Genomic DNA, 21,923 nt, shown 5'->3' with positions numbered 1-21,923 from the left:
ATGACGCGGAGTGCAGGCGTGACGCGGAGTGCAGGCGTGACGCGGAGTCCGGTCATGACGGGGAGCCTGGGCACGACAGGGAGCTGGACATGAGCGTGTGGATCGGCGTCGACCTCGGCACGCAGAGCGTGCGGGCGATGGCCGTCGCCGCCGACGGGCGGGTGCTGGGCGCGGCCGGCCGGCCGCTGACCAGCCACCGCGACGGCCCCCGGCACGAGCAGGACCCCGAGCAGTGGTGGCGGGAGCTGGCCGCGGCCACCCGTGAGGCGCTGCGGGACGTCCCGCCGGAGCGGGTCAGGGGCGTGGCGGTGGACGCCACCTCCGGCACGATCCTGCTCGCCGACCGCGACGGCCGCCCGCTGACGCCCGGCCTCATGTACGACGACCGGCGCGCCGCCGACGAGGTGGAGCGGGTCAACGCGGTGGGCGCGCACGTGTGGGAGAAGCTCGGCTACCGGCGCATGCAGGCCAACTGGGCGCTGCCCAAGCTGCTGTGGCTGCTTCGCGACGCCCCGGAGGGCGCCAGGCTGGCCCACCAGAACGACTTCGTCAACCGCCGCCTGGCCGGCCGGGAGGTGGCCACCGATCTGAGCAACGCGCTCAAGACCGGCGTGGACCTCATCGAGGAGCGCTGGCCGCACGACGTGCTGGACGCGCTGGGCGTGCCCGCCGCCATGCTGCCCGGCGTCGTACGGCCGGGCGGCGTGATCGGCGAGGTGTGCGCCGAGGCGGCGGAGGCCACCGGCATCCCGGTGGGCACCCCCATCGTCGCCGGCACCACCGACGGGTGCGCCGCCCAGCTCGGCGCGGGCGCCCTGCGGCCGGGAAGCTGGAACTCCGTCATGGGCACCACGCTCGTCCTCAAGGGCGTCACCCCCGAGCTGGTGCACGACCCGCTCGGCGTCGTCTACTCCCACCGCGCGCCCGACGGCTCCTGGCTGCCCGGCGGCGCCTCCAGCACCGGCGCCGGGGTGCTGGCGCGCGACCTGCCCGGACGCGACCTCGACGCGCTCGGCGAGGAGGCCGCCCGCCGCTTCGGCCCCGGCGGCAGGAAACCGGCGGCGACCACGTACCCGCTGGTGTCGCGCGGCGAGCGGTTCCCGTTCGCCGCGCCGGAGGCGGAGGGCTTCACGCTCGGCGAGGTGAGCGACGACGTGGACCGCTACGCGGCGATCCTGCGCGGCGCCGCCTACGTCGAGCGGCTCTGCTTCGACTACCTCGACCTGCTCGGCGCCCCCGTGGACGGCGAGATCATCCTGACCGGCGGCGCCACGCGGAGCGCCTACTGGAACCGGCTGCGCGCGAGCGTCCTCGGCCGCCCGGTGACGCTGCGGGAGAACGCCGAGCCCGCGCTCGGCATGGCCGCCCTGGCCGCCGGCCCCGGCGCGACCGACGGGATGGTGCGCACCCGCGAGATCGTCCACCCCGACGGCGCCGACCTGAGCGAGCACTACCTGCGCTTCGTCGAGGAGCTGGAGACCCGCGGCTGGCTGCCCGCCACGGCCGCCGCCCACGCCCGTGAGAGGACCACACCTTGACCCGTCTAGTTCTGGTGCGCCACGGTGAGACCGTCTGGCACGCGGAGAACCGCTACGCCGGGCTCAGCGACGTCGCGCTGACCCCTCTCGGCCACGAGCAGGCCGGCCGGCTGGCCGGCTGGGCCGCCACCGCGGGGCTCACCGGCGTCTGGGCGTCGCCGCTCAGCCGGGCCTCGATCACCGCCGCGCCCAGCGCCGAGGCCGCCGGCGTCGAGCTGCGCGTGGACGACCGGCTGCGTGAGATCGACTTCGGCAAGGGCGACGGCCTGACCTCGGCCGAGATGCACGAGCGCTTCCCCGAGGAGCGTGCCGCGTTCGAGGCCGACCCCGCCGCCCATCCGCTGCCGGGCGGCGAGGACCCGCACGCCGTGGCGGACCGCTTCGTGGCCGCGCTGGACGACGTCCGCGCCGCCCAGCCGGACGGCCGGGTGCTGGTGGTGGCCCACACGACCGCCATCAGGCTCGCCCTGTGCCGGCTCATCGGGGTGCCGCTCGGCTCCTACCGCCGGCTGTTCCCGCGCCTGGACAACTGCGCCGTCACGGAGCTGCGCCTCCGGGACGGGCAGGTCGCCATGCTGCAGTTCAACTCCCCGATTGGAGCCGACCGTTGACCATCCGAGTCCTCGCCGCAGGCGATCACTTCGTCCAGAACCGCCTGCTCATCGACGCGCTCAAGCGCGAGGTGCCCGGCGACCTGGACATCAGTGAGCTCACGCTGCCGTGGCCGGTCGTGCCGTTCGGTCCCGTGGGCGAGGTGAACGAGGCGTCCGACGTGGAGGACGAGCTGATCGAGGCGCTGCGGGACGTGGAGGTGTGCGTCACGCAGATGGCGCCGCTGACCCGGCGCGTCCTCGACGCCAGCCCCGCGCTGCGGCTGTTCTGCGTCAGCCGGGGCGGCCCCGTGAACGCCAACCTGGAGGCCGCCACCGAGGCGGGCGTCGCGGTCACGTTCGCGCCCGGCCGCAACGCCGTCGCCACCGCCGAGCACACGCTGGCCATGCTCCTCGCCGCCACCCGCCGCATCCCGCAGACGCACGCCGACCTGGCCGGGGGCGTGTGGCGGGGCGACTACTACAGGTACGACATGGTCGGGCCCGAGCTGGACGGGAGCACGGTCGGGCTGGTCGGCTACGGCGCGATCGGGCGGCGCGTGAGCCGCATGCTGGCGGGGTTCGGCGCCGAGGTGCTGGTCCACGACCCGTACGTGGACGTGCCCGGCAAGGTGGAGCTGGAGGAGCTGCTGTCGCGCTCCCGGTTCGTGTCCCTGCACGCGCGGGCCACGCCCGAGACCACCGGCATGATCGGCGCCGCGCAGATCGCGGCCATGCCGGCCGGGTCGGTGCTGGTCAACTGCGCGCGGGGGGCGCTGCTCGACTACGACGCCCTGTGCGACGCGCTGGACTCCGGTCACCTGTTCGGCGCCGCCATGGACGTCTTCCCGGAGGAGCCGATCCCGGCCGGGTCACGCCTGCTGACCACGCCGAACCTGGTCATGACCCCGCACCTGGCGGGGGCGAGCAAGGAGACGGCGGTCAAGGCGGCCCGGATCGTCGCGGCGGACGTGGCCCGCTACGTGCGCGGCGAGCCGCTGGCCCACTGCGCCAACCCGTCCCTGGCCTCCTCCTGACGGTGACGTGTCCCCGCCGGTCGCGGCGGGGACACGCTCAGCCCTTCAGCGCCCCGGCCATCAGGCCGCGCATGAAGAAGCGGCCCAGCAGCACGTAGATGAGCATGGTGGGGATGGACGACAGGATCGCCGCCGCCATCTGCTGGCTGTACGGCGTGGCCTGCGCGCCCGCGATGTTGTTCAGCATCACCGTGGCCGGCCAGCTCTGCGGCCCTGTGAGGAACACCGCGAACAGGAAGTCGTTCCACAGCGAGGTGAACTGCCAGATGACCACCACGGCGATGGCCGGGGCGGACACCGGCAGCACCACCGACCAGTACGTCCGCAGCATGCCCGCGCCGTCCACCCGCGACGCCTCGATCAGCTCGTCGGGGATCGTGACGTAGTAGTTGCGGAAGATCAGCGTGCAGATCGGGATGCCGTAGACCACGTGCGCGAGCACGAGGCCCGGGATGCCGCCGTAGAAGACGCCCTGGAGCCCGGTCAGCTCGTTCAGGCCCACGAGCAGCTGCACCAGCGGAATCATCACGCCCTGGTACGGGATGAACATGCCGAACAGGAACAGCGTGAACAGCACGTCCGCGCCGGGGAAGCGCCACTTGGACAGCACGTACCCGTTCATCGACCCGAGGGCGCACGACAGCAGCGAGCCGGGGACGGCCAGCAGCACGCTGTTCCACAGGCCCGGCGCCAGCTTCTTCCAGGCGACCCGCCACGCCTCCAGGGTCCACGTCCCGGGCAGGTTCCACGCCTGGCCGGGGTCGGCCTCGGTGAGCGGCTTGAAGCTGGTGACCAGCAGGACGTAGATGGGGATCAGGAAGACCACCATGAAGGCGACCAGCACGACCAGCCGCACCCCGGTGAACACCCGCCCGCGCGGAGCGACCGCCGTCATGAGCGCCTCTCCTTGCGCACGGACCAGACCAGGTACGGGATGACGAAGACCGCGACGCTGAGCACGATGTACGAGGCGATGGTGGCGCCCTTGGCCGGGTCGTGGGAGTCGAAGACCGCCACCCACATGAACACCGCCGGCACGTCCGTGATGATCTGCTTGCCCGACACCGCCACGATCAGGTCGAACACCTTCAGCGAGATGTGGCCGAGGATGATCAGCGCCGACAGCGTGACCGGGCGCAGCAGCGGCAGCACCACGTGCCGGTAGACGCCCCACTCGTTGCAGCCGTCCACGCGCGCCGCCTCGCGCAGCTCCTCGGGGACGCCCCGGAAGCCCGCCAGGAACAACGCCATGACATATCCCGACATTTGCCAGATTGCCGGGAGGGCCATCGCGGCCATCCCCCAGTCCGGGTCCCGGAACCACTGCCACTGCGGCAGCCCGATCGCGTCGAACAGCCGGTTCAGCCCGACCGCCCGCTCCTCCATGCCGGAGTTCATCAGCCACCGCCACACGATGCCGGTGGCGACGAACGAGATGGCCATCGGGAACAGGTAGACGGCCCGGAACGTGCCCTCGCCACGGATGCCCTTCTCCATGAGGAAGGCGAGGAACCAGCCGAGCACCAGCGCGCCCAGCACGAACACGACCGTGAACATGATCGCGTGATTGACCGACAGGTGCCATCTGGGCTGGTCCCAGATGCTGACGAAGTTGTCCAGCCCGACGAACTTCCCCTCGGACACCTCGTCGTGCTTGTCCGTCATGGCCAGCCGGAAGTTCCAGCCCAGCATCCCGTACACGAACACGCCGATCGCCACGATCGACGGTGCGACCAGGAGCAGACCCGGCAGCCAGGTGCGTGCCCGCCTCACAAGGACTCCCTCCAGGACCTTCTCCCGCACGGCCCTCTCCCGCAGGCCCTTTTCCCGCACGGCCCTCTCCCGGCGGCACGGCGGGCGCCGTCCGGGCGCCCGCCGTACCCGTGACTCACTGGGCGTTGGCCTTGGCGGCGTCGGCCAGCGCCTTCTGCAGCGCGGCCACGTCCTTGCTGCCGATGAACAGCCCGACCGCCTCGGTGATCGCGGCCAGCCACGGCTGGTTCACGGACACGCCGTGCTGGATGGAGCCGGCGAGCTTGTCGCTCGACCAGTCCTTCAGCGCGTCGGCCAGGTAGTCGGTGTAGAGCGACTGGTCGGCGTCCTTGCGGGCCGGGATGGAGCCCTTCTTCGGGTTGAAGGCGTCCTGGCCCTCCTTGCCGGCCGCGACCTTGAGCCACGCGATGGCCCCGTCACGGTTCTTGGCGCCCTTGGGCAGGGTGAAGCTGTCGGACAGCCACAGGTAGGTGCCCTCGGTGCCGGGCGAGGGGGCCCAGTCGAAGTCCGTCTTCGACGTCTTGCCGAGGCCGCCCTCCGGCGGGTTGTGGAAGTAGCCGTACGCCCAGTCGCCCATGATGTTGAACGCGGCCTCGCCGTCGGCCACCTGCTTGGCCGCGGGCTGCCAGTCGTCCTGCGGGTCGCCCGCGTACGACAGGATCGTCTTGAACGTCTCCAGGGCCTTGGTGACCTGCGGGGAGCTCCAGTCGGCGCCCGGCTTGAACAGCGCGTTGTAGGCGTCCGTGCCCAGCGAGCCGAGCAGGACGCTCTCCATCAGGTGCGTCACCGTCCACTCGGAGCCGATCGAGAGCGGGATCTTGCCCTTGGCCTTGACCTTCTCCAGGTCGGCGACGAACTCCTCCAGCGTCTTGGGCGCGCCCGCGACGCCGGCCTCCTTCAGCACCGACGGGTTGAACCACAGGACGTTCGAGCGGTGGATGTTCACCGGCACGGAGTAGACCTTGCCCTGGACGCTGATCTGGTCGACGAGCTGCGCCGGGAAGACGTCGCGCAGCTTCAGCTCGTCGTAGAGGGAGTTGAGGTCCTCCAGGTCGCCGGCCTTGATGTAGCCCTGCAGCTCGGCGCCCGCGTGGCCCTGGAACGTGTCGGGCGGGGTGTCGGCCTGGAGCTTCGACTGGAGCAGCGCCTTGGCCTTGTCGCCCGAGCCGCCCGCGACCGCCGCGTCGAAGAACGTGTACGACGGGTTCTTCTGCTCGAAGATCTGCCGCATCGCCTTGAGTCCGTCGGCCTCACCTGGTCCCGTCCACCAGGAGAACACCTCTACCTGTTTCTTGGCGTCGCCGCCGCCCGTGGAGGGCTGTGCCGCCTTGTCCCCGCCGCCGCCGCAGGCCGACAGGGTCAGCACGCTCGCCAAAGTGATCGCGACGGTGGCCGTCCACCTACGCCGCATCATGCACCGTCCCTTCGAGAAACCCCCGAGAACGCGTGTTGACAACGTTGTCAGATTGACAACGTTGTCAGTACGAATCAACCCACTTCGCACTCGTGACCGTCAAGGCGTGTGCGATAACAGCTCCGCATACCCACGCGGACCATGAGGAACGTCGCGAAACACCTTCACAAGATCGCCCTTCTACCTTCACGGGCGTTCATGGAAGGGAGAACTCCGGTGCCGCCGGGCACACTCACCTCATGGCCGACGAGCCCCTCGAACTCGGTGAGATCGCCAACCCCGACTGGTACGCCCACGTGGACACGATGAACCAGGTGGGCTTCCTCGCCATCGCCCGGCGGTTACCCTCGCTGGTCCGGCAGGCCATGGGCATGGCCTGGCGGGCCAGTCCGCGCGACACGGCGGCGACCGTCGTGCTCCAGTTCCTCGGCGGCGTCTTCACCGCGTTCGGGCTGCTGGCCACGACCGGAGTCCTGACAGCGCTGTTCCAGCAAGGGCCGACACCCGAGCGGGTGCGGGCCGCGCTGCCCAGCCTCGTGCTGGTGGGCGTGGCCGCGGCGCTGCGCACGGCCGTACAGGCCGGGGCGGGCTGGGCGCAGGCGCGCCTGGAGCCGCAGATCTCCCGCCAGAGCGAGGAGCGCCTGTACGGGCTGTCCAGCCGGGTGGAACTGGTGGCCTACGACGACCCCACATTCCACGACTCGCTCGATCGGGCCCGCTCGCGCGGCGTCGCCACGGCCGACAACGTGGTGTCCTCGGCCATCGACGTGATGACCGCCGCCGTCGGCATCGTCGCCGTGGCCGGCGTGCTCGGCGTGCTCCATCCGGTGCTCCTGCCGCTGCTGCTGCTCGCCGTGCTGCCCGACGCGTGGGCCGCCGTGCGCAGCGCCCGCATGCGGTACTCGACGCTGCACGCCCTCATCCCGGCCCGGCGCCGCAAGTGGATCATCGCCGACCTGCTGGCCGACCGCGACCCGGCCGCCGAGGTCCGCTCGTTCACCATGCGCGGCTTCCTGCTGCGCATGTACGACGCGGTGGCGCTAGCCGAGCAGGAGGTGCTGCTGCGGCTGGCCAAGCGGCAGGCCGTGGCCAGGGTCGCCGGCGAGGCGCTGGGCGGGCTCGGCAGCGGCCTGGTCTACGTCGCGCTCGGCGTGCTGCTCGCGGCCGGCGCGATCCCGCTGGCCGTCGCCGGCACGGCCGTGCTGGCGATCCGATCCGGCCAGAGCGCGCTGGCCCAGCTCATGCGCTCGACCAACGGGCTGTATGAGGAGGGGCTGTACTTCACGGACTTCCTGGAGTTCTGCGCCGACGCCGAGCGCCGCCTCACCGGGCCGCGCGCGGCCGCGCCGCCGGAGCGCTTCCAGCGGATCGGCGCGGAGGACATCACGTTCACCTACCCCGGCGCCGACGCGCCGGCGCTACGCGGGGTGTCCGTGGAGGTCAAGCGGGGCGAGGTCATCGCGTTCGTCGGCGAGAACGGCTCCGGCAAGACGACCCTGGCCAAGATCCTGTCCGGCCTGTACGAACCCGATTCCGGCTCCGTCACCTGGGACGACGTCGACCTACGCGACGTCGACCCCCGCGCGGTCAGGGAGCGCGTCACCGTCATCGCCCAGGACCACACCCGCTGGCCGCTCACCGCCCGTTACAACATCACCATGGGCACCGAACGGGGCGAGCCCGCGCTGCACGCCGCCGCGGCGGTCGCGGGGGCCGCCGAGGTGATCGACGAGCTGCCCCACGGCTACCGCACCCTGCTCGACCGGCGCTTCAAGGACGGCCACGAGCTGTCGGGCGGTCAGTGGCAGCGCATCGCCGTGGCCCGCGGCTTCCACCGCGAGGCCGAGCTGCTCATCTGCGACGAGCCCACGGCCGCCCTGGACGCGCGGGCCGAGCACGCCCTGTTCGAGCGCATCCGCGACCACTCCGAGGGGCGCACGGTCCTGCTCATCACGCACCGCCTGGCCTCGGTCCGCTATGCCGACCGCATCTACGTCCTCGACCACGGCAAGATCGTCGAGCAGGGCGACCACGCCACCTTGCTCGCCCAGTCCGGCCTGTACGCCGACCTCTACACGCTGCAGGCCGCGGCCTACCGATGACGCATCGTGATGTCAGACTCCGTGGAATCGGGAGCGGGAGCCGGCCGCCCGCTGCCGGACCGGGCCTTCTCGTCGGGGAAGACCCACTTCCGGAGCGCCCAGAAGCGGAAGACCATGGCGATCAGCGTGCCGATGACCTGCGCGCTCATGAAGTCGGCGATCTCCTGGGTCACCAGGCTCACGTCCGGGGTCTCCAGGCGGAACACGTACCGGGAGATCCATAGCGGCGCGGAGCTGAGCACCAGACCGACGCCACTGACCAGGAAGAACAGCGCCGCCTCGTGACGGCGCTCGCGGCCGCCCCTGGTCCGGAACGACCATTCACGGTTCAACACGTAGGACACGATCGTCGCCACGAGCACCGCGATGATCTTCGCGGTCACCGGCTTCGGCTCCAGAACGGTCAGCTTCAGCCCATAGAACACCGCGTTGTCCACCAAGAACGTCGTTCCGCCCACCACCGCAAACTTCAGCAGTTCACCGTGCTTCAGCACAAGTGCGTGCAGCGGTTCCGGCAATCTCGCGAGTACTGCGTTCGCTATTCGGAGCACCCCCGATCTTCTCATCGGCCGAGGGACATCCGGGCGCTCACGTATTTTCGGTGCTTTCGTGTGACCCACGGCCCTGGTCAAGAAGACGCGTCGTAACGGCGCGCACCCCGTGAGCCCTCACGACCGGCCATGACAGGCGGACCGTGACGTCGGCGCGTGCGGGTGACGTGGGCCGTGCCGTAAAAGATGGTTGCAGGTCCGGCGAGCAGCGGCCCTACGACAGAGCCGCCTTCAGGATCGTGCGGGCCAGGGGCGTGGCTGCCGAGGGGGTGGCGTCCTCCAGGACGACCCCTACCGCGACCTGGGGTGCGTCCGCCGGGGCGAAGGCCGTGCAGGCCGACGGGCCGGGGCCGGGGCCGGGGCCCGTGGTCGTCTTGGCCGCCACCTCCACCCCCGGCAGCGCCACCCCCGCCGCCGGCCCGCCCGGGACCGTGGTGGTGGTCATCATGGCCGCGAGCTGCCCCGCCGGCAGCGACGGCATGACCGTCCGGTACGGCGCCGGCTCGGCCCGGTCCGTGACCGAGCCGTCCGGCAGCCGTACCTCCTCCACCAGGTAGGGCCGCATCAACAGCCCCCCGTTGGCCACCGCCGCCGACAGCATGGCCAGCATGAGCGGCGTGGCCCGGACCTCGTCGCGGCCGATCGCCGACAGCGCCGCGCGCGACTGGTCGAGGTCGCCCGGGTACGTGCCGGTCCTGGCGGGAAGCGGGACGGAGAGGTCGTCGGCGTTGAAGCCGAACGCCTCCGCCTGGTCGCGCAGCAGGTCCGGGCCGAGCTGGAGCCCGAGGTTGGCGAGCGCGGTGTCGCAGGAGAGCTGGAAGGCGTACGCCAGGGAGGGCCGCCCGTCGCCGCACGGCCGGCCGGCCGAGGCGGTCAGGTAGGCGGGCCGGCCGGGCAGCGGCAGCCGGGCCGGCGCGCCGACCCGCGAGATGACCGTGTACTCCCCCGAGGTGAGAGCGGCCGCCGTGGTGACCAGCTCGAAGACGGACCCCGGCGGGTACGTCCGGTCGAGGGCCCGGTTCAGCAGCGGCCGGCGCGGGTCGTCGCGCAGCCGCCGGTCGGCGGCGGCCGTGGCCTGCGGGTCGCCGGGGGTGTAGACGCCGGGGTCGTAGGACGGGTAGCTGGCCAGCGCGAGGACCGCGCCGGTCTCCGGGTCGAGCGCGACCGCGGCGCCCGGCCGCCCGGTGGCCTTCAGCGCCTCGTACGCGGCCCGCTGCACCCGCCCCCTGATCGTCAGCCGGACGTCGGCGCCCCCGTAGACGCGGTCCTCGACCAGCGCCCGCACCCGCACCTTCGGGTCGCTGCCCGACAGCACCGCGTCGCTCTCCCCCTCCACGCCGGTGGCCCGCTGGAGCGAGGCGTAGCCGGTGACGTGCGCGTACATCTCGCCGTGGTCGTAGACCCGCAGATGATCGTACGGCCCGCCGTCCGCGCGGCGGCTGGTGGCGACGACCGCGCCCTCGTGGGTGAGGATGTCACCGCGCGGATGGCCGAACCTGGCGAGCAGCGCCCGCTCGTTGCGCGGGTCGGCCTCCAGGTCGTACCGGCCGAACGCCTGCAGGAACGTGATGTCGGCGAGCAGCACGAACAGCATCGCGGCGCAGGCCAGGCTGACGCGGCGCAGCGGGACGTCGATGCGTCGCGCCCTGAACCCGGCCATGGCTCCTGGTCTAGCAACCGCGGACCCAAGACGGGGCTAGAGGACGCTGCGGTAGTAGGAAATCTTGTGGTGGATGTAGCTCTGGCGCTCGGTGAGGTTGGCGATCTGCCCCTGGACACGGCGGTCGTGCTCCTCCAGCAGCCTGATGCGGTCGGGGATCGTGTGCTGACCGGCCCGCACCAGCTCGGCGAAGCGCAGCATCTCGGCGATCGGCATGCCCGTGTCGCGCAGACAGCGGATCATGCCGAGCCAGCTCACGTCCTCCTCGCTGAAGCGGCGCTGCCCCGCCGCGTTGCGCTCGACGGGCTCCAGCAGGCCGATCTTCTCGTAGTAGCGCAGGGTGTCGAGGGTGAAGCCGGTCTCCTCGACGGCTTCGGCGGGTGTGTAGACGCTCACGCGGTAGAGCATCTCACCCGGAGCCGACTCCAGGTCAAGGTCAGTCGCCGCTTGACATGGAGCGCACTCCAGGTCCGAGAGTCGTGCCCATGAACACTGGCTTGAACATCGTTCTCGGGACCATCCCGTTCGGCACCGCCGTCAGCGAGAAGGACTCGTTCGCGCTGCTCGACCGCTTCTTCGAGGCGGGCGGGCGCATGCTCGACACGTCGAACAACTATCCCTTCTGGGTGGAGGGCGCCACGGGCGACGAGAGCGAGGCGACGCTGGGCGCGTGGATGGCCGCCCGCGGCAACCGCGACGAGATCTTCCTGAGCACGAAGGTGGGCGCCCGGCCCACGGTCCCCGGTGACACCACACTGGCCTCGGCCGAGGGACTGTCGGCGGCGGCCGTCGCGCGGGGCGTGGAGGGCAGCCTGCACCGCCTGCGCACCGACCGCGTCGACCTGTACTGGTCGCACATCGAGGACCGGTCCGTGCCGCTGGAGGAGAGCCTCGGGGCGTTCGCGGAGCTGGCCGGGCAGGGCAAGATCCGTGAGCTCGGCGCCAGCAACATGCCGGCCTGGCGGCTGGAGCGGGCGCGCGCCGTGTCGGCCGCGCACGGCTGGATCCGCTACACGTACGCGCAGCAACGCCACACGTACCTGCGCCCGCGCCCGTTCACGAAGCTGGCCGAGGGTGGGCACATGCTGGCCACGGACGACCTGCTCGACTACCTGCGCTCCGAGCCGGACCTGACGCTGTGGGCCTACAACACGCTCATGTCGGGCCGTTACACCCGCGCCGACCGGCCGCTGCCGGAGTCGTACGACCATCCGGGCACGGACCGGCGGCTGGCCACGCTCCGTGAGGTGGCCGCGGAGGTGGGCGCGACCGCCAACCAGGTGGTGCTGGCCTGGCTGATGGCCGACGGGCACGTGCCGATCGTCGGGGCGTCCACGGCCGCGCAGCTCGACGAGGCGATCGGAGCGGCCGAGGTCAAGCTGGACGACGACATCCGCGCCCGTCTCGACGCCGCCTGCTAAGGGCTCCGGGTCAGGGGAGGTGGTCGGAGAGGTAGCGGCGGACGAGTTGCTTGCACTCGGCGATCATGTCGGCGTCGCCGGCCGGGTCCATGCGGAAGGCCAGCTTCAGCACCGCGTCCGTGGCCTCCACCGCGACGAGCAGCGCCCGGTCGAAGCCCTCGCCGACGGGGGCGTCCAGCAGGTCGCGCGCGAGCGTCCGCAGCCGGTCGGCGACGATGGCGTTGTTCTCCAGGGCCGAGTCGAGCATCCGGTTGGTGCCCTCGAGGGCGGGCCCGCCGGGTGTCAGCAGCACCTCCCCGAAGTCCACCACCCCGAACCCGGGCGTGGTCCGCTTCATCGCCACGAACTCGTCGATGGCCAGGTCGATCAGGTCGGTCCAGTGGCCGAGCCGCGCGCGGGAGATCCGTTCGGTCACCCGGCGCAGGAAGGCGTCGAGGTTGCGCCGGGCGAGCGCGCGCACCAGTCCCTGCTTGTCGGGGAAGAACTGGTAGAACGTGCCGATCGGCACCTCGGCGCGCCGGGCGACCTCCTTGGTGGTGAGTGCGTCGTAGCCGATCTCGTCGAGCAGCACGGCGCACTCGTCGAGCATCCGCTCCACCCGCTCAAGGCTGCGGCGTTGGGCGGGACGGCGCCGCAAGGTACTGGTCATGCCCTCCATCCTGGCTCATTACCGGCAGGTAGAGGATCTCGCTTTGCCGTCAGTTAACATGAGCGGCACTCGCAAAGTACGGAGGAGCCGCGATGTTCCTGTGGGGTACGGCCACGGCCGCCTATCAGATCGAAGGAGCCGTCGCCGAGGACGGCAGGGGCGCGTCCATCTGGGACACGTTCTCCCACGACCCGGGCCGCACCCGCGACGGGCACACCGGCGACGTGGCCTGCGACCACTACCACCGCTGGCGCGAGGACGTGGCGCTCATGTCGGGCCTGGGCGTCAACGCCTACCGCTTCTCCGTCGCCTGGACCCGCGTCCTGCCCGACGGCTCCGGAGCCGTCAACCCCAAGGGCCTCGACTTCTACGAGCGGCTGGTGGACGGGCTGCTGGAGGCGGGCGTCACGCCGGTGCCGACGCTGTTCCACTGGGACCTGCCGCAGGCGCTGGAGGACCGCGGCGGATGGCTGAGCCGTGACGTCTCCGGCCTGTTCGCCGAGTACGCCGCCGTGGTGGCCGAGCGGCTCGCCGACCGCGTCCCGATGTGGATCACGCTGAACGAGCCGTTCATCCACATGGCCTTCGGCTACGGCCTGGGCATCCACGCCCCCGGCCGGGCGCTGCTGCTCGACGCGCTGCCCGTGGCCCACCACCAGCTCCTCGGCCACGGCCTGGCCGTGCAGGCGCTGCGGGCGGCGGGGGCACGCGAGGTGGCGATCACCAACAACTGCACGCCCGTCTGGCCGGCCTCCGGCGCCGAGGAGGACGTGGCCGCCGCCGCGGCCTACGACACGCTGCACAACCGGCTGTTCAACGACCCGGTGCTGCTGGGGGCGTACCCGGATCTGACGGCGTTCGGCATCCGGCCGGACGGCGCGGCCGGCGAGGGGCCCGAGCTGGGCTCCGTGCTGGACGTCCGGGACGGGGACCTGGCCGTGATCTCCGCCCCGCTCGACGGCCTGGGCGTCAACTACTACAACCCCACCCGCATCTCCGCCCCGGCCGACTCCACAGGCACTTCCGCCCCGGGGGAGGGCGGCCTGCCGTTCACCGACGCGGGCGTCACCGGCTACCCGACCACCGCGTTCGGCTGGCCCGTCGTGCCCGAGGGCCTGCGCGAGCTGCTGACGGGGCTGCGCGACCGGTACGGCGAGGCGCTGCCGCCGGTGTACGTCACGGAGAACGGCTGCTCCCAGGCGGACGAGCCGACCCCGGAGGGCGTCGTGGACGACCCGGAGCGGATCGCCTTCCTCCGCGACCACATCGCCGCCGTGGAGCGGGCCCGCGAGGAGGGCGTGGACGTGCGGGGCTACTTCGTGTGGTCGCTGCTGGACAACTTCGAGTGGGCCGAGGGCTACCACCAGCGCTTCGGCCTGGTCCACGTGGACTTCGCCAGCGGGAAGCGCACCCCCAAGGCGTCCTACCGCTGGTACCGGGAGCACATCGCCGCCGCGCTCCGCCCCTGACCCGCCGGCCGTCAGAAGACGGACACGTGGACGTGGTCGTAGTGGTTGGCGGTGACGCCGCCCCGGTCGGACATGGGGTCCCAGCCGCCACCGGACCGGATGTCGTAGTACCGCTGCTTCCAGATGATGTACATCACGCCGATCCGTGGGCCGTTCTGGATCAGCCACTCCGCCAGCGCGTCGCCGCGCTCCTCGTCGGCGCCGGAGGCGGCCCGGCCGCCGCTGGACATCATGAAGTCGCAGGCCCGGCCCTTGCCGTGCTCTCCGGGGTCGCCGGGGCGCAGGCAGCCGACCCCGTACGGCATGGGGAAGTTGGACATGACGGCGGCCCGGACCGCGACCATGCGCGCGGTGAGCCCGTCGGAGCCGCCGGGCTGCTGGAAGCCGTACTTGGCGAGCAGGCGCTCGATCTCGCGGCGCCTGCCCTGCATGGTCTTGATCTCGCGCCGGAGCTTCTCCACCTTGTCGTCGGCCGCGACCTCGGCCTTCTTGGCGTCATCGATGAGCCGCTGGATGGCCTGGACGCGGCCGGCGCGCTCCGCGGCGATGTAGGACATGGTGGCCGCCTGGCTGAGCGCCGCTGACGGGTCGCCGTCGAGGCCGAGGAGCTGCGTGCCGTCGACGGGGCCGTTGATGTAGGCGTGCCGCGCGATGGCGGACACGTCGGCCTTGGCGCGGTCCAATCGGGCCTTCAGGGCGCCCGAGGTGGTGATGGCCTTCTTGACCTGGACCTTGATCTCCTCAAGGCTCTGGATCTGGCCGCGGTAGCGCTCGTTGAGCTGCTGCGCCTGCTTGGTGAGCTTGCGCAGCTCGGCGGGGTTGGGCGCGGCCGTCGCCGCCTGGGGGACGGGGAGCAGGAGCAGGCCGGAGAGAGTGGCGACGAAAAGGGCGATGCGACCGACTCTCACGCCCATCCTCCCCTCATAGACGGTCCGAAACTATAGAAGATGATCTTGAATGCTGTCACCCGAACGACCGAACCTGCGCCCTTTTGGCGAGCTATATCGCCATAAATCACTGTTTGTCGGCTCTGGGCTGACGCGCCTGGTCGGCGACCCGCTGAGGCGTCACGGGAGGGGTACGGCAGTACCGCGGCACTCCTCTTGCGCGCACGCACAGAACATGATTCGGTCGCCTTGAGGACCGCCCTGAGACAACCAAGCATCCGGTCAAGCAGGAGGCTCACGACATGCGCCAGCACGACACGCTGTTCATCGGAGGCGAGTGGGTGGCCCCGGCGGGCACCGGGACGATCGACGTGGTCTCCCCCCACACCGAGGAGGTCGTCGGCCGGGTGCCCGACGGCACGGCCGCCGACATGGACCGCGCCGTGGCCGCGGCGCGGCAGGCGTTCGACCAGGGCCCGTGGCCGCACCTGACCTTCGCCGAGCGCGCGGCCGCGATCTCCCGGCTGGCCGAGGTCTACGCGGCCCGGCAGGGCGAGATGGCCGATCTCATCACCGAGGAGATGGGCTCGCCCATCACCTTCTCCCAGCTCGCCCAGGCGCCGCAGCCGCTCGGCATGCTGCAGTACTACGCCGAGCTCGGCAAGACGTTCCAGCAGGAGGAGCAGCGGCCCGGCCTGTTCGGCCCCACGACCGTGCGGCGCGAGCCGGTGGGCGTCGTGGCGGCCATCGTCCCGTGGAACGTCCCCCAGTTCGTCGCCATGACCAAGATCGCTCCCGCGCTGCTGGCAGGCTGCGCGATCGTGCTCAAGCCCGCCCCCGAGACGCCGCTCGACGCGTACCTGCTGGCCGAGATCGCGCAGGAGGCCGGCCTCCCGGCGGGCGTGCTCAACATCGTGCCCGCCGGACGTGAGGCGGGCGAGCACCTGGTGTCCCACCCGGGCGTGGACAAGGTGGCCTTCACCGGCTCCACCGCGGCCGGCCGGCGCATCGGGTCCATCTGCGGCGAGCAGCTCAAGCGGGTCAGCCTGGAGCTCGGCGGCAAGTCGGCGGCCATCGTCCTCGACGACGCCGATCTGGCCGCCAGCGTCGGCATGCTGGCGATCGCCTCCCTGATGAACAACGGCCAGGCCTGCGTCGCGCAGACCCGCATCCTCGCCTCCCGCAACCGCTACGACGAGGTCGTGGAGGCCGTGGCCGGCATGGTCACCTCGCAGCGGGTCGGCGACCCGGCCGACCCGGCCACCGGCATCGGCCCGCTCGTCGCCAGGCGCCAGCAGGAGCGCGTCGAGGACTACATCAGGATCGGCATGGACGAGGGCGCCAAGGTGGTCGTCGGCGGCCTCGACCGGCCGTACGACCGCGGCTGGTACGTCGCGCCGACGGTCTTCTCCGGTGTGAGCAACGACATGCGGATCGCCCGCGAGGAGATCTTCGGGCCGGTCCTGGCGGTCATCCCGTACGAGGACGAGGCCGACGCGATCCGCATCGCCAACGACAGCGACTACGGTCTGGCCGGCTCGGTCTGGACGGCCGACACCGACCACGGCATGGACGTCGCCCGTCAGGTGCGCACCGGCACGTACGGCGTGAACTGCTTCATGTTGGAGGCCAACGCGCCCTTCGGCGGCTACAAGGCCAGCGGCCTCGGCCGGGAGCTGGGCCCGGAGGGGCTGGCCGGCTACCTGGAGCACAAGTCGATCACGCGCCTGGGCTGAGCGGACGCTCGCTGCGCCTGGACTGAGCGGACGCCCGTTCCGTCCGGCACGACGGACGACCGGCACGGACGACCGGCACGACGCGGGCCCCGGCACTCATGTGCCGGGGCCCGTTCCGGTCGGATGGCACCCAGCGCGCCCCCGCAACGCTAGGTGCCACTCACGCGGCTACCTGTGGAGGCCTGCTGAACGCAGGCCACCCCAGATGCCCACCCTCGGCGACCCGCCGAAGCGGACCACTCTGAGCGACCGCCCGGATACAAGAAGTATGTCCTACGGATACCACCGAAGGCGGTTTCCTTCCCCAAGGACTTTCTCCCAGCGGATTTCTTCCTTACGTCCTAGGTAGACGCTTGTTACTCACAAAAGGTTCGTTGTGATCCATTTTCCGATGCGATGGATGAGTTCGGGGGTCGCCGCGGACTCCGCGTGGCCGTATCCCGGCTCGATCCAGAGCTCCTTCGGCTCCCGCGCGCCGTCGTAGATCTGATGGGCGTGCTCCAGCGGGAAGAACGCGTCGGCGTCGCCGTGGACGACCAGCAGCGGGACGGGTGAGATGAGCGCGGCGGCCTCGTACGGCGGCATGGGGATCGGGTCCCACTGGCCCCGGGCGATCCTCGTGCGCTTGGCCACCCGCGCCGCCCACCGGCCGAGCGGCCGCTCGATGGCCCAGTGGACCTGGCGCATCGGCTTGGTGCCCCGGTAGTACCAGCGCGCCGGGCCGCTCACCGACACCACGGCGCCCACGCCGCCGCGCAGGCCCGCGTGCCGCACGGCGACCGAGGCCCCCATCGAGAACCCCACGACGGCGATCCGCTCGTAGCCGATGACCCGGGCGTGGCGCACCGCCGCCTCCACGTCGAGGATCTCCAGGTCGCCGACCGTCGTCTCGCCGCCGGACCGGCCGTGGCCACGGAAGTCGAACGCCATCACGCCGCCGTACCCGCTCAGCACGTGCACGATCCGCCGCGCGGTGCGATCCCGCCACGAGCCGGTGAACCCGTGCGCCATCACGATCCCCAGCCCGCCGCCCGGTCCGGTGGCGGGCGGCGTGTGGGCGGCGTCGATGCGGACACCGTCCTGAGTGCGGAGCATGACGGGGAAGTGGGGCGCGAACGGCATGAGACCGAGCCTACGACCGACCGCCGTCCCCGCAGGTCGCTAGGCGGGTGTCCCCAGATGCCGCGTCGCCCAGACCGCGATCTGCGCTCGGGAGCTGTGGCCGAGCTTGTCCATGATGTTGGCGATGTGCCGGGCCACGGTCGCCGGGCTGATCACCAGCTCGGCGGCGATGGCCCGGTTGGACAGGCCCCGGGTCAGCAGCGCGGCGATCTCCCGCTCACGCGCCGTCAACGGCGCCGGCTTGACCGTCCCATGCGGCGGGTCCCCGACCGGCGCACCCGGCAGGGCCGCGACCGGCGACGCCGTGACCGGCGCAGCCGGCAGGGGCGCCTCTGCGGCACCTTGGCCTCCTGCCCCACGGCCCGCCTCCGCACCAGCACCCTGACGACCACCGCCGTCCAGAACGTGACGAGCCACATCCACCGGGTCCATGGCCGTCCCGTGCACCCACAGCAACGCGGCGCGGCCCTCGCCCAGCGCGGCACGGGCCCGGCCGAGCAGCTCTTCGACGCGGGCACGGTCGGGACCCGGGTGGGTCACCTCGCGCAGCGCGACCGCCGCCCCGGCGGCCAGGACCGCACCCTCCAGGTCGCCCTCGGCCTCGGCCAGTACCGACAGCCCGGTCAGGCAACGGGCCAGGCCCCGGTGCTCGCCGGATCGCGTGCTCAGCGCCAGGCTCGCCCCCAGCCGGTCCCGCGCCGCCTCGAACTCCCGCAGCATGGCCGCCACCCGTCCCAGCCGCGCCAGGCAACGGGACAGCGCGACGCCGGTGCCCGGCCCCTCCCCCAGCTCCCGCAGCCAGGGCACGGCCGCCTCGTAGTGGGCCATGGCCGTCATCAGGTCGCCGCGCGCCTCGGCCACCGCGCCGAGCTGCACCGCCGTACGGGCCATGATCCAGCGGTGGCCGTGCTCGCACGCCCGCCGCAACGCCTCCTCACCGTGCCGCTGCGCCTCCCGCAGCCGCCCGCGGACCAGCGCCACCGCCGACAGGCCGGCCAGTGCGGCGGCCTCGTTCCAGGAGTCACCGGAGGCGCGGGCCAGCGCCAGGCCGTCCTCGGCATGACGCTGCGCCTCGTCCGCCCGTCCCAGGCGCAGCAGCACCAGGACGGACAGGCTGTGACTCACCCCGGCGGCGAACGGCCCGGCGCCGTCGAGCCGCCCCACGCTCTCCGTGACCAGCTCCAGCGCCCGGGCCAGCTCGTCGCGCTCCTCCAGCCCGTAGGCGAGGTACGCCTTGGCGCGGGCGACCTGCTCGGCCGGCACCTCGTCCAGGTCGAGGGCGAGCAGCCGCTCCACCCAGCCGACGACCTCGGTGGGGCCGCTCACGGGGAGCAGGCTCGTGCTGTGGAAGCACAGCCACAGGCCGCGCCGCACGTCAGCGGACTCGATCGCCCAGTCGAGCGCCGCCCGCTGGTCGTCGGCCAGGGCGCGGCAGGCGTTGAGCGCGGCCAGCCGCCGCCCCCACGGCAGGCGCGGCTCGACCAGCTCCTCCCTGAAATGACGCTCCTGCAGCTCGCACAGAACGCCGAGATGGCGGTCGCGCACCATCTCCCGCTCCCCCGCCTCGCGCAGCCGGCCGGCGGCGAACCGCTTGATCGTCTCCAGCAGGTGGTAGCGGCCCCGCTCGTCGTCGCGCAGCACCAGCGACTTGTCCACCAGCCCGCCGAGCAGCTCCACGATCTCGGCCGGACCGATGGGCTCGTCCGCGCACACCCGCTCGGCCAGCTCCAGGTCGAACGCCCCGGCGAAAACCGACAGCCGCCGCAGCAGCACCTGCTCGCGCGGCGACAGCAGGTCGTGACTCCACTCGATCGCGGCCAGCAACGTGCGCTGGCGCGCCGGGGCGGTACGCCCGCCGGTGGTCAGCAGTGAGAACCGGTCGTCGATGCGGTCGGCGATCTGGCCGGGGGTGAGCAGGCTGGTACGGGCCGCGGCCAGCTCCAGGGCGAGCGGGAGACCGTCGAGGGCACGGCACAGCCGCACCATGTCGGGCAGGCTCTCCAGGCCCAACCGGGTGCCCGCGGCAGCGGCCCTCTCGCGGAACAACCGAACCGCCTCGGCGTCGTACGCACTCCGCACGGCCCACCGCCCGCACCCCGGCCCGTCCCAGGCCGCAGCCCGAACGCCCCCTCCGAAAAAGGCACCCCCGGCCCCGGCCGCCGGCTCCACCGGCCCGGCGAGGGCATCCCCGTCAGGCGACCCGGTCCCCGGCGACATGGTGATCCGTGCGGGCCAGGCGTCCCACTCAGGCCCCTCGACCTCCGCGAACGTGGTGGCCCGTCCTGACCATGGACCCCGCTCGGGCTCCTCACTCCCCGCAGACGTGCCGGGCCGTCCCGGCAGGGCGTCCCCCTCGGGCAGCTCCGGCTCTCCGCAGCGAACGGCGGGCCCGGACAGAGCGGTCCGCTCGGGCAAGGCGTGCCGGCCGGACACGGCGCCACATCCCGGCACGGCGTCCCACTCGAACAGCTCGGCCCCCACGGACACGGCGTCACACTCAGCCGACGGCGCCGGCTCAGCCATGGCGTGCCGACCGGACGCGGCGGATCGTCCGGGAAGAGCAGATGGGTGCGAGGCGGCATGCCGTCCCGGGGAAGCGGCCGGGCCGGAGGTGTCCGACCGTCCCGGGGAAGCGGGCAGGCCAGGCGTGCTGCCGGACGCGGGCGAGCTGCCGGACATGGCGGGAATGCCGTACCAGGTTGACCAAGAGAACCAGGCTGGGCAGGAAAGCCGGGCGGGTGGCGGGTCGTGTTCCGCCTCGGCGGTTCCTCCCTGAGGGAAGGCATCCAGGGGGTGGGTGGGCTCGAGAGGCGGGTGGGGGAGACAGAGGGCGTCGGCTGGGGGGAGGGCGAGGGGCGGCACCCGCCACACGATCTCTCCGGCGATGCGGAGCGGCTCACGGCTGGTGGCCAGGATGCTGACCAGCCGGCAGGAGGCCACCAGCTCGGCGCTCACCCGGGCGCACGCGTCGATCAGGTGCTCGCAGTTGTCCAGCAACAGCAGGCAGCGGGTGTCGCACAGCCGGGCCGCCACGGTGTCCAGCAGCGGCCGCCCCACCTCCTCACGTACGCCGAGCACTCGGGCGATCTCGCCCGTGACCAGCTCGGGCCGGTTGATCCGGGCCAGCTCGACCAGCCACACGCCTCCCGGGTACGCGGGCACGAGCCGGGCGGCCACGCGCAGCGCCAGCCTGGTCTTGCCGATTCCGCCGACCCCGCACAGGGTCACCACCCGCGCCCCGCCGACCGCGCACCCCGCCCGCCCACGACGTCCGCCCGCGTTCGCTCGCTCCGGCCTCCGGATCAGCTCGATCCCGTCGTTGCGCCGGCCCGGATCGAGTCGATCAACCTGGTGCGGCAGGTCGAGCAGGCCGTCCGTACGTGGCAGGAGGCCCGGGTCGCCCCGGTGAGGAAGATCCAGCCAGTCGTCCCACCCGGGCAGGCCGAGCCGGTCACCCCGCCCGGGCACGTCCAGGCGATCATCCCGCCCAGCCAGGTCGAGGCGGTCGCCGTCGTCCTGACGCGGCACCGCGACCGTGCCTCCGGCCGCCCGGACCACCGCCTCCCCGACGCCGAACGCGGTCCCGCCCCCGCCCCCGGTCCCGATCTGACCCAAGGCCCTCAGCCGGGCCCGGGCGCGCCCGCCCACACCCGGACCCGGACCGAAATCCTGGCGCTCACGTCCCGCCGGCCCGGTCCGTTCCCATCCCTCCAGGGCGGGGGCGTCCAGGCGGGTCAGCGCGCGGGCGTCGTCGGGGACCCACTCCGCCGGCCCGCCGGCCCACGCCGCCCCGTCCTCCGAAGTCTCGTCCCGGCACCCCGCGCCCGCACACGCCCCGTCGGGGCACGCCTCGTCTCGGGTGGGTGGCGCTGCGGCCGCGAGGAGGGCGCAGAGGCCGGCGAGGTCGCGTTCGCGCCCCACGAACCGGTTCGGCTCGGCCGGAAGGTTGTGCATGAGGGAGTGCGGCATGTGGT

17 protein-coding genes are annotated in these 21,923 nt (G+C 72.4%); 7 read left to right on the top strand and 10 right to left on the bottom strand.

Annotated elements, in window-relative coordinates; all coding sequences use genetic code 11:
* Nucleotides 1-89: 89 nt before the first annotated feature.
* From AB0H64_RS05175 to AB0H64_RS05165, 3 genes are read left to right on the top strand one after another with little or no spacing between them, the layout of a single operon-like run.
* Nucleotides 90-1,538: an FGGY family carbohydrate kinase gene (locus AB0H64_RS05175; protein WP_357620265.1), complete on the top strand. Its 1,449-nt coding sequence runs from the start codon at nucleotides 90-92 to the stop codon at nucleotides 1,536-1,538.
* A complete protein-coding gene (locus AB0H64_RS05170; RefSeq protein WP_310708839.1) occupies nucleotides 1,535-2,149 on the top strand; it encodes a histidine phosphatase family protein in 615 nt (204 codons plus the stop codon). Before AB0H64_RS05175 ends, AB0H64_RS05170 begins: the two co-directional genes overlap by 4 nt.
* Nucleotides 2,146-3,165 (top strand): 2-hydroxyacid dehydrogenase, encoded by a 1,020-nt coding sequence (locus AB0H64_RS05165; protein WP_357620262.1) that lies wholly within the window; start codon nucleotides 2,146-2,148, stop codon nucleotides 3,163-3,165. The genes AB0H64_RS05170 and AB0H64_RS05165 overlap by 4 nt, the downstream gene beginning before the upstream one ends.
* Before the next feature lie 37 nt (nucleotides 3,166-3,202).
* Here the strand turns inward: AB0H64_RS05165 and AB0H64_RS05160 are convergent, their stop codons facing one another.
* Genes AB0H64_RS05160 through AB0H64_RS05150 form a run of 3 tightly spaced genes read right to left on the bottom strand, consistent with a single transcriptional unit; the run spans nucleotide 3,203 to nucleotide 6,352 of the window.
* Nucleotides 3,203-4,060, bottom strand: a complete 858-nt coding sequence (locus tag AB0H64_RS05160) for a carbohydrate ABC transporter permease (RefSeq protein WP_357620260.1) — start codon at nucleotides 4,058-4,060, stop codon at nucleotides 3,203-3,205.
* Nucleotides 4,057-4,998, bottom strand: a complete 942-nt coding sequence (locus AB0H64_RS05155) for a sugar ABC transporter permease (protein WP_357620258.1) — start codon at nucleotides 4,996-4,998, stop codon at nucleotides 4,057-4,059. Before AB0H64_RS05155 ends, AB0H64_RS05160 begins: the two co-directional genes overlap by 4 nt.
* Nucleotides 4,999-5,053: 55 nt before the next feature.
* Nucleotides 5,054-6,352 (bottom strand): ABC transporter substrate-binding protein, encoded by a 1,299-nt coding sequence (locus AB0H64_RS05150; RefSeq protein WP_357620256.1) that lies wholly within the window; start codon nucleotides 6,350-6,352, stop codon nucleotides 5,054-5,056.
* A 239-nt stretch (nucleotides 6,353-6,591) separates the two neighbouring features.
* Between AB0H64_RS05150 and AB0H64_RS05145 the strand changes: the two genes are divergently transcribed.
* The gene (locus tag AB0H64_RS05145; protein ID WP_357620254.1) at nucleotides 6,592-8,454 is read left to right on the top strand and encodes an ABC transporter ATP-binding protein; all 1,863 of its coding nucleotides are present in this window, start codon (nucleotides 6,592-6,594) and stop codon (nucleotides 8,452-8,454) included.
* On the opposite strand, the gene AB0H64_RS05140 is transcribed toward AB0H64_RS05145, so the two are convergent.
* From AB0H64_RS05140 to AB0H64_RS05130, 3 genes are all read right to left on the bottom strand, one after another.
* On the bottom strand, nucleotides 8,445-8,972 hold the full coding sequence (locus AB0H64_RS05140; protein ID WP_357620252.1) for a GtrA family protein: 528 nt from the start codon (nucleotides 8,970-8,972) through the stop codon (nucleotides 8,445-8,447). The two genes, AB0H64_RS05145 and AB0H64_RS05140, sit on opposite strands and share 10 nt — an antisense overlap.
* Before the next feature lie 247 nt (nucleotides 8,973-9,219).
* The gene (locus tag AB0H64_RS05135; protein WP_357620250.1) at nucleotides 9,220-10,665 is read right to left on the bottom strand and encodes a penicillin-binding transpeptidase domain-containing protein; all 1,446 of its coding nucleotides are present in this window, start codon (nucleotides 10,663-10,665) and stop codon (nucleotides 9,220-9,222) included.
* Nucleotides 10,666-10,701: 36 nt separating this feature from the next.
* Nucleotides 10,702-11,073, bottom strand: a complete 372-nt coding sequence (locus AB0H64_RS05130; RefSeq protein ID WP_357620248.1) for a MerR family transcriptional regulator — start codon at nucleotides 11,071-11,073, stop codon at nucleotides 10,702-10,704.
* A gap of 77 nt (nucleotides 11,074-11,150) precedes the next feature.
* Here AB0H64_RS05130 and AB0H64_RS05125 point away from each other — a divergent pair, with 77 nt between their 5' ends.
* The gene (locus tag AB0H64_RS05125) at nucleotides 11,151-12,086 is read left to right on the top strand and encodes an aldo/keto reductase (protein ID WP_357620246.1); all 936 of its coding nucleotides are present in this window, start codon (nucleotides 11,151-11,153) and stop codon (nucleotides 12,084-12,086) included.
* Between the two features lie 10 nt (nucleotides 12,087-12,096).
* Here the strand turns inward: AB0H64_RS05125 and AB0H64_RS05120 are convergent, their stop codons facing one another.
* A complete protein-coding gene (locus AB0H64_RS05120; protein WP_357620244.1) occupies nucleotides 12,097-12,735 on the bottom strand; it encodes a TetR/AcrR family transcriptional regulator in 639 nt (212 codons plus the stop codon).
* Between the two features lie 92 nt (nucleotides 12,736-12,827).
* Here AB0H64_RS05120 and AB0H64_RS05115 point away from each other — a divergent pair, with 92 nt between their 5' ends.
* Nucleotides 12,828-14,204 (top strand): GH1 family beta-glucosidase, encoded by a 1,377-nt coding sequence (locus AB0H64_RS05115; protein ID WP_357620242.1) that lies wholly within the window; start codon nucleotides 12,828-12,830, stop codon nucleotides 14,202-14,204.
* Between the two features lie 11 nt (nucleotides 14,205-14,215).
* Here the strand turns inward: AB0H64_RS05115 and AB0H64_RS05110 are convergent, their stop codons facing one another.
* The gene (locus tag AB0H64_RS05110) at nucleotides 14,216-15,118 is read right to left on the bottom strand and encodes a hypothetical protein (protein WP_357620240.1); all 903 of its coding nucleotides are present in this window, start codon (nucleotides 15,116-15,118) and stop codon (nucleotides 14,216-14,218) included.
* Between the two features lie 275 nt (nucleotides 15,119-15,393).
* Between AB0H64_RS05110 and AB0H64_RS05105 the strand changes: the two genes are divergently transcribed.
* Entirely contained in the window at nucleotides 15,394-16,827 is a 1,434-nt protein-coding gene (locus AB0H64_RS05105; protein WP_357620238.1) for an aldehyde dehydrogenase, read from the top strand.
* A gap of 360 nt (nucleotides 16,828-17,187) precedes the next feature.
* Here the strand turns inward: AB0H64_RS05105 and AB0H64_RS05100 are convergent, their stop codons facing one another.
* Both AB0H64_RS05100 and AB0H64_RS05095 read right to left on the bottom strand, forming a co-directional pair.
* Complete coding sequence (locus AB0H64_RS05100; protein WP_357620236.1) at nucleotides 17,188-17,949, bottom strand: alpha/beta fold hydrolase; 762 nt, start codon at nucleotides 17,947-17,949, stop codon at nucleotides 17,188-17,190.
* Between the two features lie 39 nt (nucleotides 17,950-17,988).
* Nucleotides 17,989-21,918, bottom strand: a complete 3,930-nt coding sequence (locus tag AB0H64_RS05095) for a LuxR C-terminal-related transcriptional regulator (protein WP_357620234.1) — start codon at nucleotides 21,916-21,918, stop codon at nucleotides 17,989-17,991.
* Between the last annotated feature and the right edge of the window lie 5 nt (nucleotides 21,919-21,923).

The organism is Nonomuraea sp. NPDC050733 (assembly GCF_040654215.1).
Taxonomy (GTDB): Bacteria; Actinomycetota; Actinomycetes; order Streptosporangiales; family Streptosporangiaceae; genus Nonomuraea.
This window is presented reverse-complemented; position numbering and strand designations above follow the sequence as displayed.